The sequence below is a fragment of the Methylosinus sp. sav-2 genome, assembly GCF_004366495.1.
GTDB lineage: Bacteria > Pseudomonadota > Alphaproteobacteria > Rhizobiales > Beijerinckiaceae > Methylosinus.
Genome location: NZ_SOEJ01000001.1, coordinates 1,009,247 through 1,026,305, shown reverse-complemented (window position 1 = coordinate 1,026,305; position 17,059 = coordinate 1,009,247). Strand labels below are relative to the sequence as shown.

Below are 17,059 nucleotides of genomic sequence, written 5' to 3'. Positions count from 1 at the left end.
CGCCGTTTCCTCCAGACAATTCGAGCGACAATGTTTTTCATCCTGTCCAAGATCGGCGAATTCTTCCTCGCGCCTTTGCATGTCGGCGTTTTCCTCGCCGCCGTCGGCGTGGCGCTCTCCTTCACGCGCTTCGCCGCCAAGGGGCGCATTGTGGCGGCGCTCGGCGTGGCGACTCTGCTGCTGCTGTGCTTCACCTCGCTCGGCGATCTGATGCTCTATCCGCTGGAGAACCGCTTTCCGCAGGTCGCCGATGACGCGCCGGCGCCGGATGGAATCGTCGTTCTCGGCGGCGCGATCGACGAGAATCTGAGCCGCCTGCGCGGCGGCGCGGCGATGACCGAGGCGGGCGAGCGCGTGACGGCGATGGTCGAGCTCGCGCGCCGCTATCCGGCGGCCAAGCTGCTCTTCGCCGGCGGCTCCGGCAGGCTGTTCGGCGCCGCCGGCTCGGAGGCCGAGATCGTCGGGCGGCTGCTTCCGCGGCTCGGCGTCGAGCCGGGGCGCATCATCCTCGAGGACAGCTCGCGCAATACATGGGAAAACGCCGTCAATGCGCTGGCGCTGGCGCGGCCCGCGCCCGGCGAGCGCTGGCTGCTCGTCACCTCGGCGAGCCATATGCCGCGCTCCATGGGGATTTTCCGCCGCGTCGGCTTCCCGGTCGTCGCCTATCCGGTCAATTATCACACGGGCCTGCGCCTGCCGCTCGGCCTGCGCTCGCACGCCTCCGACCAGCTGAAGCTCGTCGACACAGCGACGCATGAATGGGTGGGCCTCGTCGCCTATCGGCTGACCGGCAAGACGGACGCGCTGTTTCCGCAGCCTCGAGAGTAACGGGGCCTAATCGCGTGAGGCTTTCTTGCCGCGGGCGCCCGCCGACTCGGCGCGGCCGCCCGGCGTCGCCGCCGTCCAGGAGCCGTGCTTCATCTCGAGGAAGAGCGCGATGGCCTGGGCGCGATTGCGCACCTCGAGCTTCTCGAACAAATTGCGCAAGTGGAATTTGATCGTGTTGATCGAGACGCCGAAATCCTTGGCGAGCTGATTATTGGTGTGGCCGGAGCCGAGCGCCGACAGCAGGCTGCGCTCCCGCAGAGTGAGATTCTCCAGCGGATCGGCGCGCATCTTGCGGATATCGACAAAGGGAAACACCATGTCGCCGGCCGCCACGGAGGCGAGCACGTCGAGCAGACGCTCCGGCGGGGCGCGCTTGCTGACGAAGCCGGCGCCGCCCAATTGCAGCGTCTCGGCCGGCGCGGCCGGGTCGTTGGTGCCGCTATAGACGACGATCTTGGGCGCGGAGGGCTGGCGCGACAGAGCGCGCAACACTTCCCGCGCATGCAGCGTCGGCAATTGCCAGCCGATGATGGCGATCTGGAAGCGCTGCAGCTTGGCGGCGTCGAGAAATTCCTCGCCGTCCGTGACCTTCAGCACGAGATTGAAGCGGCGGTCGTCGGCGAGCAGCGCCTCGAGCCCGGCGAGGATCAGCGGGCTCTTGTCGGCGATGGCGACGTCGATCGGAAAGGTCGCGCCATTCTCGTCGCGGTCGTCGCTGGAGCGCTCGGCCTTATGGCGCAGAGCGGAGGGCGCGCCCTCGGCCGCGGCCTGCATGGCGGAGGCGCGGATCGGAACGGGACGCCCGACGGCGCGCGGTCGCTCATCTCCGAGCTTTGTCGAAGATGTCGAGGCCATGGACCACTGCAAGTGACCACTCCAAGTGAAACGCTGCCGACGCAGCCGGGACGGGCTCGGACGGCGAAGCCCCCCGAGTGGGTAGGCCGGACTATATAACCTGCGGCTTCCATTGGAAAGCCTCGGCGCGCGTTTCGCGCTGCGTCAGAGACGCGGAATTCGCAAGCGCAAAAAAAAGAAGCGGCGCATCGGACCCGCCGATGCGCCGCATCATATCCGTAGCGGTTCTGAAGCGTCAGTCGCTCAGGACCCAGCGCGCAGCGAAATAAGCGGCGGCGCCGAGCGCGATGATCGCGATCATGCCCACCGGGGTCGCCGCATAGCTCGTAAGCTCGAGAATTGCTCCCATAACGCTTCCTCCTCCTTTAACGCCCGACTTCGTTCAGGCTGCCAGCAAAGCCACGATATCACCCATGGTTGGCGAAGTCTCGCCTCTACGTGCGATACGTTTTGGTGGATATCGTCGCCGGCTCGAATTCCGAGAACGTCTCGAGTGCTGGCTGCATTTCGAGACGCGCCGACGTTATTCGCGCCCGGCGCTGTTCTCCTCAGAACGGCCGAACGAAGCCGCGATCCACGCTCGCAGCATGACGGTCGCAATTATTGTAGCCTTAGAGGCTTGTCAAGATGCGGCGCCGCCCCCACGCCGACGGATGGGGCTTGCGGAGACGCGCGCGGCGCGGTTAATGAAGCTGCGGCTCGACGAAGAAAAAAGAAAACCGACGCCATGGCTCGCCCCTCCTTCGCCTTCATCGCCGTCGCCGGCATTGCGACGCTCGCCGGCGCCGTCTGGTTCTTCGGCTACCGCCGCACGCCCGCCTGCATGGGCGACGGCCAATACATGGCGACCGTCCAGCAATGCCGCGCCTATGGGCTGGGCGCCGACCTCTGCGCCAGCGCGGTGGAGAAAGCCCGCGAGCTGGTGGCGAAGGTCGCGCCGCGCACGGACGCGTCCTTCGATTGCGAGGTGCGCTTCTCGGAATGTTTCGCGGGAGCGGATGGGCGCTTTACGCCCGCGCCCTCCTTCTGCCTCGCGCCGGGATCGGCCGAGCCGAAGGAAGTGCGCTATCTCGAATATGAATCCGACCGGCTGAACCGCAAGAAGACGCGCGAGATCCGCATCGACTGAGCGCTCTAGATTCTTTCGTTGGAAGCGAATTCTGATCGATCGAACGATTCCGTTCGATCGGAAAGCGCTCTATTGATCGGCCGCCGACCGCTCCGGGGCCGATCGCTCTGGGGACGATCTCTCCGCGGCTTGGCGACGTCCGCCGAGGTGGAATTCCGCCGGCTCGACGGTCAGCATGCCGACATTGGTGCGCAGCGCCATGCGATAGGGCACCACCGCATGCGCCGTCTGCAGAGGCGCGAGCCAGACGGTGATGTCGCTGTTCTCCGCCATGAAGCGCGTCGAGACGCTGTCCGGCCGATGGCCGGCGATCGGACGGTAGCGCGCCGCGCAGACCGACACCGGGCCGGAATAGCCGTGCGTCTCCACATTGCGCATCTCGACGAAGGAGAGCGTCACATCGAAGCGGGTGACGCCGTCGAAGACCGGAATGGTGCGATTGCAGGCGGAGGGGCCGACCAGCGGCTCGCTCGCCGGAACGCTCATGATGAGCGCGCTCACCGGATCGGTGATGTGGGACTTGTTGCTCTCCGTCACCGGAATGCGGACCGGCAGGTCCCAAGGCGTCGGATCGACATGCACGGCGCGCACGGAATTGCCGGCGAGCGACATGCGGACGGTGCGCGTCTCATAGGTGTTGGAGGTGGTGTTGGCGTAGCTCGTCGGCGTCAGCCCCTCGCTCGACAGCGCGCCGGAGGCGGTGGCGGCGCCGCGTGTGTCATTGACGAGAGAGGCGAGGCCGGTGGTGCGCATCGAAATGTCGATGCGGTAATTGCGGCCCTCGATGACGCCATTGGCCGAGGCGTGGCCGATCGAGAGGCCGAGCAGGCTCAGCGCGAAATTCGCCTTGAGCGTCTCCGCCCCGCAGGGCGCAGCGGCTGCGAGCGCGGCGAGCGTCACGAGCCCCGGAAAGGCGAGCGCTACGGCCCTGCCGCGCCCGGCTCCGCCCTGAACGGATGAGAGAAACGCCATTCGAAGACCTGCGATCGATCGAATCATCCTGGCCACGATGGGCCAGGCGCGGGCGCTTGTCGATGCTCGGGCCGCGCCGGAGGACCAAGGGCTCGTCTCAAGCCCATTCCTGCCAGCTGCCGTCGGCGAATATGCGCCATGCGCGCAGACCCGCCTTGGCGACCACGATGCGACCGGACTTCGCCTCGCTCACAAGATGCTTGAATACGAGAGGATTGCGCCAGGAAAACGGCTTTTCGGGGTCGCAGACCGCATGATATTCGTCGCTGTCCGGGTCATCCATCAGCAGCGTGCCGACCTTGTCCGGCCGCAGCTGCGCGCCCAGCGAGCGCTCCTCCTTCCAGAGGCAATGATAGTCGCGGCACACGTCCGGTCGCGTGGCGTAGACGGCGCAGCCTTTGGTCTGCGTGCAGTGCTCGCACCAGACGCCGGCCTTCTTGGGGAACTCCTCGATCTCCAGCACCTTGCAGCAGAAGGCGCAGGGACCGCAGGCCTTGCCTGGAATCTCGAGCATGGTCTCGATTTTGGCCTTTTCGGCGATTTTGGAAGCGAATCGATTCTGATACATTGCTACAACGATCGCCGCGCCGACGCTATCGCGGGCGCAGCCGCGGATCGACGGGAGAATCGCAATGACGACAGCCGCTCCGAACATCGATCCCGAGACGCTGCTCGTCTCCACGCAATGGCTCGCCGACCATCTCCACGCGCCGGACGTCATCATCTTCGACGCCTCCTGGCACATGCCCGCCGCCGGCCGCGACCCGCACGCCGAATTTATCGACGCCCATATTCCCGGCGCCGTCTTCTTCGACATAGACGCCATCGCCGACCATTCGACCGATCTGCCGCATATGCTGCCGGATCCGGTCGCCTTCTCCTCGGCGGTGCGCAAGCTCGGCCTCGGCGACGGCATGCGCGCCGTGGTCTATGACAGCCTCGGCCTGTTCTCGGCGCCGCGCCTGTGGTGGACCTTGCGCGTCTTCGGCCTCACCGACGTCTCCATCCTCGACGGCGGCCTGCCGGCCTGGAAGGCGGAAGGCCGTCCGCTGGAGCAGGGCGAGAGCCATCGGCCGCAGCGACATTTCACCGCACGCATGGACCACGCCCTCGTCGCCGACGCCGACGATGTGTCGCGCGCGCTGGCGGACGGCTCGGCGCAGGTCGTCGACGTGCGCTCGGCGGAGCGTTTCGCGGGGAGCGTTCCCGAGCCGCGCCCTGGCCTGCGCTCCGGCCATATGCCGGGCGCGCTCAACCTGCCCTTCGGCAATCTCATCGCCGAGGGGCGGCTGAAAGACGCCGCCGCCCTCGCGGAGATTTTCACGGCGGCGAAGATCGACCTCGAGCGGCCGGTGATCGCGAGCTGCGGCTCCGGCCTCACCGCCTCGATCTTGAGCCTGGCGCTGGCCGCGGCGGGACGCCGGCCCGCCACCGTCTATGACGGCTCCTGGTCCGAATGGGGCGCCCGCGCGGAGCTGCCGGTCGTCGGCGCCGCCGGCTGAAGCGGCGCCTGCCAAAAAACAAGGCGGCAAAATGCGTTAGACGGCGGCGCCTCGGCCATGGCGGGCCGCCGCGCCGAGTCTCGCGGAGATCATCCGAGGCCACGCCGGCGAATGACGATCGTTCCTCAAAACAATAAATTGTAAGGAAAAGCGCGGCGCGGCCGCGCATCCCTCCTCCCACGGCGCCTGCGATTTAGGCGGGGCTCGGCTTTGGCATGAGCCGTGCTGAGCATGCGGGGCCGTCGACGGTTTCGGCTCGGCCGCCGACGACGTCGAACGGCGCCGCGTCGAGCGTCGATCAAGGGTAAGGAGGCGAATAAAAATGCCCAAGTACAAGCTCGAATATCTCTGGCTCGACGGCTACACGCCCGTGCCTAATCTCCGTGGCAAGACCCAGATCAAAGAATTCGAGAGCTTCCCGACATTGGAGCAGCTCCCGCTGTGGGGCTTCGACGGCAGCTCGACCAAGCAGGCGGAAGGAAGAAGCTCGGACTGCGTTCTGAAGCCGGTCTCCGTTTTCCCCGACATCACCCGCACCAATGGCGCGCTGGTGATGTGCGAGGTGATGATGCCGGACGGCGTGACCCCGCATGCGTCCAACGCCCGCGCCACCATCCTCGACGATCCGGGCGCCTGGTTCGGCTTCGAGCAGGAGTATTTCTTCTATAAGAACGGCCGTCCCCTCGGCTTCCCCGAGGCGGGCTTCCCGGCTCCGCAGGGTCCCTATTACACCGGCGTCGGCTTCAAGAATGTCGGCGACATCGCGCGTCAGATCGTCGAGGAGCATCTCGATATCTGCCTCGCCGCCGGCATCAACCACGAAGGCATCAACGCCGAGGTGGCCAAGGGCCAGTGGGAATTCCAGATTTTCGGCAAGGGCTCCCGCAAGGCGGCCGACGAGATGTGGGTGGCGCGCTACATTCTGCTGCGTCTCGCCGAGAAATACGGCATCGACATCGAGTTCCACTGCAAGCCGCTCGGCGCCACCGATTGGAACGGCTCGGGCATGCACGCCAATTTCTCGACGACCTATCTGCGCGAAGTGGGCGGCAAGGCCTATTTCGAGCAGCTGATGGGCGCGTTCGAGAAGGCCAAGGACGATCACATCGCCGTCTATGGCCCGGACAATCATATGCGTCTGACCGGCCTGCACGAGACGGCGTCGATCCACACCTTCAGCTGGGGCGTGGCGGATCGCGGCGCGTCGATCCGCGTGCCGCACAGCTTCGTCAAGAACGAATATAAGGGCTATCTGGAAGATCGCCGCCCGAACTCGCAAGGCGACCCCTACCAGATCGCCTCGCAAATCCTCAAGACCATCTCCACTGTCCCCACACGCTGAGGACAGGGCGCTCGGCTTTGTAATATCGACAAAGCCGACGCTACGAGACAGCAGAAGACGTCGCCACGAAGCATGAGCTTCGTCCGAGACTTCCGCTGCGAGAGTGGATGACGCCAATGCGCCGATCGCAGGCTCCGCCCATAATTTGGGCGTGGTCTGCGGTTGGCCGCATAAATTTTATTCGTGGAACATTTTGACAGCAAATGCTATGAGCCCCATCGGTTCCTCGGCTGGATCGGACTTGAGTTTCGGCGCGAGGGGCATGAGCGATGCGGGGAAAGGTGAATGAAGAAAATCGAGGCGATCATCAAACCCTTCAAGCTCGATGAAGTAAAAGAAGCGCTGCAAGGCGCCGGCCTGCAAGGCATTACTGTCACCGAGGCGAAAGGTTTTGGTCGCCAGAAGGGGCATACGGAGCTCTACCGCGGCGCGGAATATGTGGTCGATTTTCTTCCCAAGGTGAAAATCGAGATCGTGCTCGCCGACGATGCGGTGGACCGCGCCGTCGAGGCCATCCGCAAAGCCGCGCAAACCGGACGCATCGGCGACGGAAAAATCTTCGTTTCGAATGTCGAAGGCGCCGTCCGCATCCGCACGGGAGAGACCGGCGCGGACGCCATCTGATCCGCGCGGCTCTCACTTAAAAGCCCCTCCGCTCTGCGGCTTCATTCTCGTCTCCCGCGCTGGACTCGATTGTCCACTTCGAACAGAGGCTCCACGACATGACCACGGCCAAGGACGTTCTCAAGCAGATCGCCGATAACGACGTAAAATATGTGGATTTCCGCTTCACGGATCCGCGCGGCAAGTGGCAGCACGTCACCTTCGACGTGTCGATCGTCGATGAGGACGCGCTGAACGAAGGCATCATGTTCGACGGCTCCTCGATCGCCGGCTGGAAGGCGATCAACGAGTCGGACATGACTCTCCTGCCCGATCTCTCGACCGTCACGCACGACCCCTTCTTCGCCGCCTCCACGCTGTCCATCGTCTGCGACGTCGTCGAGCCCACCACCGGCCAGCCCTACAACCGCGACCCGCGCGGCATCGCCAAAAAGGCGCAGGCCTATCTGCAGTCGACCGGCGTCGGCGACACCTCCTTCTTCGGTCCGGAAGCCGAATTCTTCGTCTTCGACGACGTGCGCTTCTCGACCGATCCCTACAACACCGGCTTCACCGTCGACTCCGTCGAGCTGCCCACCAATTCCGACACCGCCTATGAGGGCGGCAATCTCGGCCATCGCGTGCGCACCAAGGGCGGCTATTTCCCGGTTCCGCCGATCGACTCCGCCCAGGACATGCGCGGCGAGATGCTGGCGGCCATGGCGTCCATGGGCGTCGCCGTCGAGAAGCACCATCACGAGGTCGCTTCCGCGCAGCACGAGCTCGGCCTGAAGTTCGCGACGCTGGTCCAGGTCGCCGACCATCTGCAGATCTACAAATACGCCATTCATCAGGTGGCGCATTCCTACGGCAAGACGGCGACCTTCATGCCGAAGCCGGTCTATGGCGACAATGGCTCGGGCATGCACGTCCACCAGTCGATCTGGAAGGAAGGCAAGCCGGTGTTCGCGGGCGACAAATACGCCGGCCTCTCCCAGGAGTGCCTGTGGTATATCGGCGGCATCATCAAGCACGCCAAGGCGCTGAACGCCTTCACCAACCCGTCGACGAACTCCTATAAGCGCCTGGTTCCGGGCTTCGAGGCTCCGGTGCTGCTCGCCTATTCGTCGCGCAACCGCTCGGCCTCCTGCCGCATCCCCTTCGCGACCAGCCCGAAGGCGAAGCGCGTCGAGGTTCGCTTCCCCGATCCGACGGCCAATCCCTATCTCGCCTTCTCGGCCATGCTGATGGCCGGCCTCGACGGCATCGCCAACAAGATCGATCCGGGCGCGCCGTCCGACAAGGACCTCTACGATCTGCCGCCGGAGGAGCTGAAGGCGATCCCGACGGTCTGCGGCTCGCTCCGCGAGGCCCTCGACAGCCTGAAGGCCGACCACGCCTTCCTGACGGCCGGCGGCGTCTTCAACGAGGACTTCATCCTCTCCTACATCGACCTCAAGTATCAGGACGTCTATCGCTTCGAGATGACGCCTCACCCGGTCGAATACGACATGTATTATTCCTACTGATCGCTCCGCGATCCTGTAGAAACGAAAGGGCGGCCGAGAGGCCGCCCTTTTTGTTTGTCCTCAGCGATTGGGCGAGGACGAAACCTCGCCCACGCGCCGAAAGATTACTCCACGTCGTCGACCTTCTCCGGCCCGCCGCCGAGCACGCGCTGGGCGAGCGAGGCCTGCATGAAATCGTCGAGCTCGCCGTCCAGCACCTCGCTCGGCGTGCCGGAGGTGTGGCCGGTGCGCAAATCCTTCACCAGCTGATAGGGCTGCAGCACATAGCTGCGAATCTGATGGCCCCAGCCGATTTCGGACTTCGACGCTTCGACCGCATTGGCCTCCGCCTCGCGCCTTTCCAGCTCCATCTCATAGAGGCGAGCGCGCAGCATGTTCCAGGCGGTGGCGCGGTTCTTGTGCTGCGAGCGCTCCGCCTGACAGGCGACGACGATGCCGGACGGAATATGGGTGATGCGAATGGCCGAGTCCGTCGTGTTGACGTGCTGGCCGCCCGCGCCCGACGAGCGATACGTGTCGATGCGGCAATCGGATTCGTTGATCTGAATGTCGATCTTGTCGTCGATGACCGGATAGACCCAGACCGAGGCGAAGCTCGTGTGCCGCCGCGCATTGGAGTCGAAGGGCGAGATGCGGACGAGGCGATGCACGCCCGATTCGGTCTTGGCCCAGCCATGGGCGTTCATGCCCTTGACCAGCAGCGTCGCCGATTTGATGCCGGCCTCGTCGCCGGCGGTCTCCTCGATCACCTCGACCTTGAACTTCTTGCGCTCCGCCCAGCGCGCGTACATGCGGAACAGCATGCGCGCCCAGTCGCAGCTCTCGGTGCCGCCGGCGCCCGAATGCACCTCGATGAAAGTGTCATTGCCGTCGGCCTCGCCCGAGAACAGCGCCTCGATCTGGCGCTCGCGCGATTCCTTCAGCAGCGCCACGAGCTGCGCTATGCCTTCTTTCTCAGTGTCGGCGTCATTCTCGGCCTCGCCGAGCTCGACGAGGGTGATGGCGTCCTCGAGGTCGCGGTCGAGCCGCGCGATAGAGCCGAGCTGATCCTCGAGCTGGGTGCGTTCGCGCATGATCTTCTGCGCGGCTTCGGCGTCGTTCCAGAGATCGGGATCTTCGACCCTGGCGTTCAGCTCGGCGAGACGGCGCGTTGAAGTCTCGACGTCAAAGATGCCTCCTCAGCAGTCCCATGGACTGCTCGATCTGTTCTTTCAGCGCAAGCGGCTCGGCGCGCATGTGTCTCTTCCCTTTTGGGCTCAGGGCCGGCGGCCCGAGGCCGGAGGTATTAGAGCAAGACGCGCAAAAGATGAAGCCCCGACGCCGCGCGCTCCGAAGCTCTAGTGGTCTGCGTAACCCGCAAGAGCGAGCCTGAAGGCTCGCTCTCGATAATGACGCAGACCACTAGTATTTCGCGACCACCGGCGGCGGATCGACCCAGCCGAAATGATAATCGACGCCGAATCGCGCTATGGCGCCGTCATATTTCACGCGCGTCGTCGCAATGTTCAGAATGGCGATCGAACCCGGCGCGGCGGGATTGATGACAGCGCTCGGCGATGTGGAGAGCGTCGCCTCGCCGAGATCGTAATAGAGCCCTTCCACCTTCAAGCTCCAGCGCGGCGCGAACATCCATTCGAGGCCGCCGCCCGCGATCCAGCCGGTGCGCGTGTCGCTGTAATTGCCCCAATTGGGCGTCACCGGATTGTCGGGATGGTCGATCGGGTCCTGCGGATGCCAATGCGCGCCATAGGTGAAGACATTGGCGAAGCCGCCGCCATAGGCGAGGCCGCCCGTCCCATAGACGAGCAGGCTGGGGGCGACGATATAGCCGAGCCTGCCGCGCAGCGAGCCGAGCCAGGAGAGCCCGGCGCGCGTGCTGGCGACGCCCGTCTGCAGATGCAGCAGGCCGTGCTCGTCCACCGCGCCGGCGAAGCCCTGGGAGGAGCCGGAGCCGCGGATGATGGCGCCGTCTATGTCGGTCTCGACGCCGAGCAATATATTGGGCGACCAGAGATGATTGTAGCCGAGCTGCGCGCCGCCGAGAAAGCCGCTCTGCTCGAGGCGCGCGAGACCGGTGACATAGGGCGAGGAAAAGCCGAAGGGCATGCCGAGCGCGCCCGCGGCCCAATCAAAGATCGAGGTTCCGAATGTCGGAACCTCATTGGAGCCGCCGAAGCCCCAGCCCGCGTTGAGCCCCACATAGGCGCCGCCCCACAGCGGCGGCGGCGGAAGCGGAACGACGACAGCGGGCGCGACGATCTTCGCGAGAGCGATATCCTGCGCATGCGCCGCGCCGAGGCCGAACAAAACGCAGACGATGGTCGCCGCGAGCCTCTTCATCGACAATCCCCTTGAAGGCGCGAGCCGATTCGCGCGTCATGGGGATTGTGCTCAGCCGACGAGACTCGAACAATTTGCGGGGGTCACGGAGAGGGTGAAGGAGTTCTTCGGCCAGAAAGCGATTCGGGTCCGACAGTGAGGAAGGCGAAGAGCGCAATCTGCAGCCAAATGAACGGAACGAAGGCCGGAGGAGGCTCGAACAGCAAGGTCGCGGGCAGCGCGAGCCAGGTGAGGGCGAATTCGCGCCCATAGAGCGGCGAGAAGCTCAACTGCGCCAGTGTCACCGGCGGCCTGGCGGGCTCGGGCGCCGGGAGGATGCGCGCCGTCACGATCGCCGAGAAGCGCGCCGCGCTCATATCCATCTCGCCGATCCGAAACAGAAGGGGCGCGCGTCGTCCGCGCTGCGTGAGCCGCATCCAGCGATCGACTCCACGCCAAGCCAAGCGATCGGCAGCCTCCCGCCGCAACATGAAATATGGGAAAGACGCTCCGAGGAGCGAGACCTCCCCGACCTGCGCGACATCGTCCCATGCGAGACGTCCGTCGAACCAGCCGGGACAGGAAAAGCCGTCGCGCGTCAGCACGATCTTGGGCCGTCGGTCGATCATGCGCGCCAAAGCGACGAGCCCTTGGAACAGAGCGGCGAACCAGAAAGGGGTCAGGAACCGGAGGCCCGGCTCGGCGAAACCCGTCCAAAATGCCCAAATCGCGAGTGGCGGCAGCAACATCGCCGCCGCGCCGTGATGCGCGAAACGCCAGCGTATCTCGATCGGCTCGTTCAAATCATCGGTCATGAAAATCGGCTCCGCCGCAATGAGCGGGGCCGATCCTATCGCGCAGCCCGCTTTCGTCAATCCAGCGAGAGCGCCTTCCCCGCGCAGGCGAGCGCGAAGGCCCATTCCAGCGCGACTTCCTCCAGCCGCTCGAAACGGCCCGAGGCGCCGGCGTGGCCGGCCTCCATATTGGTGCGCAGCAGAACGGGACCGCCGCCGGCCATGCGCTCCCGCAGGCGCGCCACCCATTTCAGCGGCTCCCAATAGGTCACGCGCGGATCGGTGAGGCCGGCGAGGGCGAGAATCGCCGGATAGGCCTTCGCGCCCACATTGTCGTAAGGCGAGTAGGAGGCGAGCCGATCGTACGCCGTGACGTCGGCGATCGGATTGCCCCATTCCTCCCATTCGGGCGGCGTCAGCGGCAGGTCGTCGCGCAGCATTGTGCTCAGCACATCGACGAAAGGAACGCCGGCGATGATTCCCGAAAACAGCTCCGGGGCCTGATTGGCGATGGCGCCCATCAGCATGCCGCCGGCGCTGGCGCCTTGCGCGACGATTCCGCCTCGGCTCGCATAGCCCGTCGCGACGAGATGGCGCGCCACAGTGATGAAGTCGGAGAATGTGTTGGGCTTGTGCTCGAGCTTGCCCTTCTCATACCAGCTCCAGCCCTTGTCCGTGCCGCCGCGCGTATGGGCGAGCGCATAGACGAAGCCGCGATCGACCAGCGACAGCGCATGAGGATCGAAGCTCGCCGAGAGCGGATGCCCATAGGCGCCATAGCCGTAGAGCAGAGTCGGCGCGCCGGCGCCGGGCGTAAAATCGGCGCGATGCAGCAGAGTGACGGGAACCTCCGCGCCATCCGCCGCTTTGGCGAAGAAGCGGCGCGTCACATAATTTTTCGGATCATGACCGGAAGGAATTTCCTCGCGCTTCAGCAGCGTGCGGGCGCGCGTGCGCATGTCGTAATCATAGGTCTCCTCCGGAGTCGTCATGGAGGAATAGGTGAAGCGCAGAGTGTCCGTGTCGAATTCGAGGCCGGGCAGAAGATAGAGCGCGTAAGCTTCCTCATCGAAGGCGATGGCGTGCTCCTCGCCGCCCTCCAGCGCGCGAATTAGAATGCGCGGCAGGCCATTGGCGCGCTCCACCCAAACGAGATGACGCGCATAGACAGTGCCGATGACGATGAGCCGTCCCGCGACATGCGGAACCACCTCGCGCCAATCGGCGCGCGTCATGGTGGTCAGAGGCGCGCGAAAAATCGCGAAATCCTCGGCGCCGTCGGCGTTGGAGCGAATATAGAGATCGTCGCCATGCGGCTCGACGTCATAGCGCAATTTGGGCTCGCGCTCGGCAACGAGACGAGGCTTTGCGCTTTTGTCGCGCAGATCGACGAGATGGCATTCGCTGGCGTCATGGCCGCGAATGGAGACAATGGCGAAGCGTCCGCAACGGCTGCGATCGAGCGAGACGAACCAGGCCGGATCGAGCTCCTCGACGATCAGCGTATCGGTCACGGGATCGGAGCCGACGTCGTGGCGGAAGACTTGCGCCGTGCGGTGATTGTCGTCGACGCGCACATAATAGAAGCTGTTGGAATCGGCGCTCCAGACGAGCGAGCCGTCCGTATGGGGGACGACATCCGCGCGGTCCTTTCCGTCGGAGAGCGCGCGCGTGCGGATCGAATAATATTCCGAGCCCTTGTCGTCGACGCTCCAGGCGAGCTGCGCATGGTCGGGCGAATGATCGATCTCGCCTATGTCGAAGAAATGCTCCTCGCCGGCTTCTTCATCGCCGTCGAAGAGGATCGTCTCCGCGCCGCCGTCGCGCTTCGTGCGGCAATAGAGCGCATGCTCGCCGCCCTCGCGATAGCGCTCGAAATAGGCGAAAGCGCCGTCCGGCCACGGCGGCTCGCTGTCGTCCTCCTTTATGCGGCCGCGCAGCTCCGCCTGCAGCGTCTCGCGGAGCTTGGCCAGCGGGGCGAGGACTTGCCCGCAATAGGCGTTCTCGGCCCGCACCAGCGCGGCTATGTCCTCCGGCAGCGTCGCGGGGTCGCTCAGCACGTCGCGCCAATTCTCGGCCGCGAGCCAGGCGTATGGGTCGTCGAGGACGCGGCCATGGGTCACGCGCCGGCTCTCCCGCTTCTCGGCGGTCGGCGGCGTCGCGCCGGAAAGTGCGAAGGCGGTGGGCCGGTCGGCGGATGCCGCCATTTTGTGTCTCCTCGCTGGTGGCGCGCCCGAAGGCTCGCAAAGCCTCGGGAGCCGGAGAATAGAATTGGGGCGCTTCGATGTCTCGACTTCCTGCGCCGTGGCTGATAGGCATAGCGCGCGACGCAGGCTCCGGCGAGGGGCCGCGCCGCTCTTGCCTTCGCTTTCGGCCGTCGCGCCGGGAGCGGACAAAAAATGCCTGGGCGCAAACCCGGGCGTGGTGGAAACATCGGTTGGGGCAATGAGCAACGCGACGCTCGACGGCAAATCCATTTCTTCCGAAGACGCCTACGAAAAAGCGGCCGAAATCCTGCAAGCCGCGAATTTCCCCCTCGTCGCCGGTCTCGGCGCCGATGTGGCGGGAGCCCAGGCCGCGATCCTGCTGGCCGAGCGGCTGAGAGGCGCTTTCGATCATCTCGCCTCGCGCGATTCGCTGGCCGACCTCGAGGTCGTGCGCTCCGCGGGGATTTTCGTGACAACGCCCAATGAGGCCCGCGTGCGCGCCGACCTCGTGCTGCTGGTCGGCCCCGGACTGACGGGCTACTGGCCGGCGATCTTCGATCGCCTCGCGCTCGACAAGGAGACTGTCCACGGCGGCAAGACCAAGCGCCGCGTGCTCTGGGTCGGCGCCAAGCGGGGCGAGGCCAAGATCGAGGGCGTCGAGGTCGAGACCATTCCGGCGACCGAGGCGGAGCTTCCCGGCGTGCTGGCGGCGCTGCGGGCGCGCGTCGGCGGACGGCCCGTGACGCTTCCGGCGGCCGCGGCCAAGAAGCTCGACGCTGCGGCCGAGGCGCTGAAATCGGCGCGATTCGGCGTCGCCGTCTGGTCGGCGGCCGGGCTCGATTCGCTGATGGTGGAAATGCTGCAGGGCATGATCACCGAGCTCAACGCCACGACGCGCTTCACCGGCGTGCCGATCGGCGGAAGGGGGAACGCCACCGGCGTGCTGCAGACCTCCGCCTGGATGACCGGCTTTCCGCCGCGCACGGGCTTCGGCCGCGGCTATCCCGAGCACGACACTTGGCGCTTCGAGGCGAGCCGGCTCGTCGAGAGCGGCGAGGCCGACGCCGCGCTGTGGATTTCCGCCTATAGCGGCGAGGCGCCGCCGTGGGAGGATGTCGATATTCCGCTGATAACGCTGGGACCGCCGGGCTCGGCCCCCAAGCATGGCCTGTTCATCGCCGTCGGCAAGCCGGGCGAGAATTACGACGCGGTGGAATTCGCGCAGGAGACCAGCTCGATGGTGCTGCGGCGGGCGAGCGCGCCGGCCGGGCTGCCGACGGTCGCCGAGGCGATCGCCGCCATCAGCGCCAAATTTTCGGAGGATTTGCCGTGCTGATCCGTCTGCGCGGCGGTCATGTCGTCGATCCCGCGACGGGCGTCGACGGCGTCGCCGACGTCTATTTCGAGGATGGGCGGATCGTCGCTCCGCCGCAGGGCCGCGAGCCGGACGAGGATTATGACGTCTCCGGCCATATCGTCATGGCCGGCGCGATCGACATCCACTCCCATATCGCCGGCGGCAATGTGAATTCGGCGCGGCTGCTGCTGCCCGAGATGCACCGCTCGATCCGCGCGCGCCTCGACGGAACGCCGCTCGCGACCGCCAAATGGTCGACCTTCGAGACCGGCCGCCTCTATGCGCAAATGGGCTTCACCACTGTGGTCGAGCCCGCCGTCGCGCCGCACCACGCGCTGCATTCGCATTTGGAGCTCGGCGACGTTCCGATCATCGACAAGGGCGCGCTGACGGTGCTCGGCAATGACGACTTCCTGCTCGCCGCGCTGCGCGAGCGGGAGAGCGAGACCGCCATCGCCGATTATGTCGCGCAGACCGTCGAGGCGACGGGCACGCTCGGCCTCAAATGCATCAATCCCGGCGGCGCCGACGCCTTCAAGCAGAATATGCGCGCCTTCGGCCTCGACGAGATCGTGCCCTTCTATGGCGTGACCTCGCGGCAGATCTTCAAATCGCTGCAAAAGGCGACGCAGACGGTCGGCATTCCGCATCCGCTGCATCTGCACATGAACAATCTCGGCATCGCCGGCAATATCGACACGGCGCTCGCGACGATCGACGCCGCCGAGGGCCTGCCGATGCATCTCGCCCATGTGCAATTCTACGCCTATGGCCTCGAGGGCAAGAACGCCTTCTCCTCCGCGGCCCCCGCGCTCGCGGCCAAGATCAACGCCAATAAGAACATCACCGTCGACGTCGGCGCTGTGATGTTCGGCGACACGGTGACCATCTCCTCCGACGTGCTGCGCCAGTTCAACAGCCTGTCGGGCGCGATCCCGAAGAAGGGCGTCATCTTCGACGGCGACGCCAATGGCGGCGGCGTCGTGCCCTACGCCTATCGTATCTCCAATTATTACAACGCCATACAATGGGCGGCGGGCCTCGAGCTGTTCCTGCTGATCGAGGATCCGCTGCAGGTCTTCTTCACCACCGACCATCCCAATGGCGGGCCGTTCACCACCTATCCGGAGCTGTTCGCGCTGCTGATGAGCGCGGAGCTGCGCGCGCAATGGATGGAGCGCCTGCCGGCCGATGTGCTGGAGATGACGTCTCTCCCGTCGATCAAGCGCGAATATACGCTCCATGAGATCGCGCTGATGAGCCGGGCCGGGCCGGCGCGCCTCTATGGCTTTACCGATCGCGGCCGTCTCGGCGAAGGCGCCGTCGCCGATATCGCCGTCTATAAGCCGCAAAAAGATAAGGCGGGAATGTTCCGCAACGCCGCCTATGTGTTCAAGGACGGCGAAAACGTCGTGCGCGACGGCGTCGTGACGCGCTACACCAAGGGCAAGACGCTGCGCGTGCGCCCTGGCTACGACCGCGCGATCGAGAAGCGTCTCGACGCCTATTACGACGAGCTCTATGGCCTCTCGCGCTCGATCTTCGACGTGCCCGAGGCGGCGCTCGCCGGCCGAAGCGTCTATGCGGAGGTCGCATGTCGCAATTGATTCGCCCTTGGGAGC

The 17,059-nt window shown here is 65.4% G+C and carries 15 protein-coding genes; 8 read left to right on the top strand and 7 right to left on the bottom strand.

What is annotated here, in order from left to right:
• The first annotated feature begins 30 nt into the window (after positions 1-30).
• Positions 31-828, top strand: a complete 798-nt coding sequence (locus tag EDE12_RS04760) for a YdcF family protein (protein ID WP_026599516.1) — start codon at positions 31-33, stop codon at positions 826-828.
• 6 nt (positions 829-834) lie between these two features.
• Here the strand turns inward: EDE12_RS04760 and EDE12_RS04755 are convergent, their stop codons facing one another.
• Positions 835-1,695: a response regulator transcription factor gene (locus tag EDE12_RS04755; protein WP_245267411.1), complete on the bottom strand. Its 861-nt coding sequence runs from the start codon at positions 1,693-1,695 to the stop codon at positions 835-837.
• Between the two features lie 715 nt (positions 1,696-2,410).
• Here EDE12_RS04755 and EDE12_RS04750 point away from each other — a divergent pair.
• Positions 2,411-2,812 (top strand): DUF1190 domain-containing protein, encoded by a 402-nt coding sequence (locus tag EDE12_RS04750; RefSeq protein WP_051592571.1) that lies wholly within the window; start codon positions 2,411-2,413, stop codon positions 2,810-2,812.
• 69 nt (positions 2,813-2,881) lie between these two features.
• Here EDE12_RS04750 and EDE12_RS04745 read toward each other — a convergent pair whose 3' ends face one another.
• Together EDE12_RS04745 and EDE12_RS04740 are read right to left on the bottom strand one after the other, a co-directional pair.
• Positions 2,882-3,784 carry a DUF3108 domain-containing protein gene (locus EDE12_RS04745; protein WP_024881281.1) on the bottom strand — a complete coding sequence of 301 codons (903 nt, stop codon included), beginning with the start codon at positions 3,782-3,784 and terminating at the stop codon, positions 2,882-2,884.
• Positions 3,785-3,881: 97 nt separating this feature from the next.
• On the bottom strand, positions 3,882-4,298 hold the full coding sequence (locus EDE12_RS04740) for a hypothetical protein (RefSeq protein ID WP_026599518.1): 417 nt from the start codon (positions 4,296-4,298) through the stop codon (positions 3,882-3,884).
• Between the two features lie 118 nt (positions 4,299-4,416).
• On the opposite strand from EDE12_RS04740, the gene sseA reads away from it, so the two are divergent.
• The 4 genes from sseA to glnA all read left to right on the top strand — a co-directional run bounded on the left by sseA (position 4,417) and on the right by glnA (position 8,760).
• The gene (gene sseA, locus EDE12_RS04735; protein ID WP_051592572.1) at positions 4,417-5,286 is read left to right on the top strand and encodes a 3-mercaptopyruvate sulfurtransferase; all 870 of its coding nucleotides are present in this window, start codon (positions 4,417-4,419) and stop codon (positions 5,284-5,286) included.
• Between the two features lie 322 nt (positions 5,287-5,608).
• Positions 5,609-6,628, top strand: coding sequence for a glutamine synthetase beta-grasp domain-containing protein (locus tag EDE12_RS04730; RefSeq protein WP_024881284.1), 1,020 nt, complete (start codon positions 5,609-5,611; stop codon positions 6,626-6,628).
• Positions 6,629-6,913: 285 nt separating this feature from the next.
• The gene (locus tag EDE12_RS04725; protein WP_018267758.1) at positions 6,914-7,252 is read left to right on the top strand and encodes a P-II family nitrogen regulator; all 339 of its coding nucleotides are present in this window, start codon (positions 6,914-6,916) and stop codon (positions 7,250-7,252) included.
• A gap of 98 nt (positions 7,253-7,350) precedes the next feature.
• Positions 7,351-8,760, top strand: a complete 1,410-nt coding sequence (gene glnA, locus EDE12_RS04720) for a type I glutamate--ammonia ligase (protein WP_026599520.1) — start codon at positions 7,351-7,353, stop codon at positions 8,758-8,760.
• 104 nt (positions 8,761-8,864) lie between these two features.
• Here glnA and prfB read toward each other — a convergent pair.
• The 4 genes from prfB to EDE12_RS04700 all read right to left on the bottom strand — a co-directional run bounded on the left by prfB (position 8,865) and on the right by EDE12_RS04700 (position 14,080).
• A protein-coding gene (gene prfB / locus EDE12_RS04715) for a peptide chain release factor 2 (protein ID WP_134187993.1) occupies positions 8,865-9,996 on the bottom strand; the annotation gives its coding sequence in 2 pieces (ribosomal slippage) (positions 8,865-9,926 and positions 9,928-9,996; 1,131 coding nt in all).
• Between the two features lie 165 nt (positions 9,997-10,161).
• Positions 10,162-11,100, bottom strand: coding sequence for an outer membrane beta-barrel protein (locus tag EDE12_RS04710; protein WP_026599522.1), 939 nt, complete (start codon positions 11,098-11,100; stop codon positions 10,162-10,164).
• Positions 11,101-11,183: 83 nt separating this feature from the next.
• The gene (locus EDE12_RS04705; RefSeq protein ID WP_134187992.1) at positions 11,184-11,894 is read right to left on the bottom strand and encodes a hypothetical protein; all 711 of its coding nucleotides are present in this window, start codon (positions 11,892-11,894) and stop codon (positions 11,184-11,186) included.
• 56 nt (positions 11,895-11,950) lie between these two features.
• Positions 11,951-14,080 (bottom strand): S9 family peptidase, encoded by a 2,130-nt coding sequence (locus tag EDE12_RS04700; RefSeq protein ID WP_026599524.1) that lies wholly within the window; start codon positions 14,078-14,080, stop codon positions 11,951-11,953.
• A gap of 238 nt (positions 14,081-14,318) precedes the next feature.
• Here EDE12_RS04700 and EDE12_RS04695 point away from each other — a divergent pair, with 238 nt between their 5' ends.
• Together EDE12_RS04695 and EDE12_RS04690 are read left to right on the top strand one after the other, a co-directional pair.
• Entirely contained in the window at positions 14,319-15,416 is a 1,098-nt protein-coding gene (locus EDE12_RS04695; protein WP_026599525.1) for a formylmethanofuran dehydrogenase, read from the top strand.
• Entirely contained in the window at positions 15,410-17,044 is a 1,635-nt protein-coding gene (locus tag EDE12_RS04690; RefSeq protein ID WP_026599526.1) for a formylmethanofuran dehydrogenase subunit A, read from the top strand. The genes EDE12_RS04695 and EDE12_RS04690 overlap by 7 nt, the downstream gene beginning before the upstream one ends.
• The last annotated feature ends 15 nt before the right edge of the window (positions 17,045-17,059 follow it).

Bases quoted from the DNA above. Each gene is read 5' to 3' on its own strand.
- EDE12_RS04760 (WP_026599516.1), top strand. From the start codon at position 31: ATGTTTTTCATCCTGTCCAAGATCGGCGAATTCTTCCTCGCGCCTTTG.
- EDE12_RS04750 (WP_051592571.1), top strand. From the start codon at position 2,411: ATGGCTCGCCCCTCCTTCGCCTTCATCGCCGTCGCCGGCATTGCGACG.
- EDE12_RS04745 (WP_024881281.1), bottom strand. From the start codon at position 3,784: ATGGCGTTTCTCTCATCCGTTCAGGGCGGAGCCGGGCGCGGCAGGGCC.
- EDE12_RS04740 (WP_026599518.1), bottom strand. From the start codon at position 4,298: ATGCTCGAGATTCCAGGCAAGGCCTGCGGTCCCTGCGCCTTCTGCTGC.
- sseA (WP_051592572.1), top strand. From the start codon at position 4,417: ATGACGACAGCCGCTCCGAACATCGATCCCGAGACGCTGCTCGTCTCC.
- EDE12_RS04730 (WP_024881284.1), top strand. From the start codon at position 5,609: ATGCCCAAGTACAAGCTCGAATATCTCTGGCTCGACGGCTACACGCCC.
- EDE12_RS04725 (WP_018267758.1), top strand. From the start codon at position 6,914: ATGAAGAAAATCGAGGCGATCATCAAACCCTTCAAGCTCGATGAAGTA.
- glnA (WP_026599520.1), top strand. From the start codon at position 7,351: ATGACCACGGCCAAGGACGTTCTCAAGCAGATCGCCGATAACGACGTA.
- EDE12_RS04710 (WP_026599522.1), bottom strand. From the start codon at position 11,100: ATGAAGAGGCTCGCGGCGACCATCGTCTGCGTTTTGTTCGGCCTCGGC.
- EDE12_RS04705 (WP_134187992.1), bottom strand. From the start codon at position 11,894: ATGACCGATGATTTGAACGAGCCGATCGAGATACGCTGGCGTTTCGCG.
- EDE12_RS04700 (WP_026599524.1), bottom strand. From the start codon at position 14,080: ATGGCGGCATCCGCCGACCGGCCCACCGCCTTCGCACTTTCCGGCGCG.
- EDE12_RS04695 (WP_026599525.1), top strand. From the start codon at position 14,319: ATGAGCAACGCGACGCTCGACGGCAAATCCATTTCTTCCGAAGACGCC.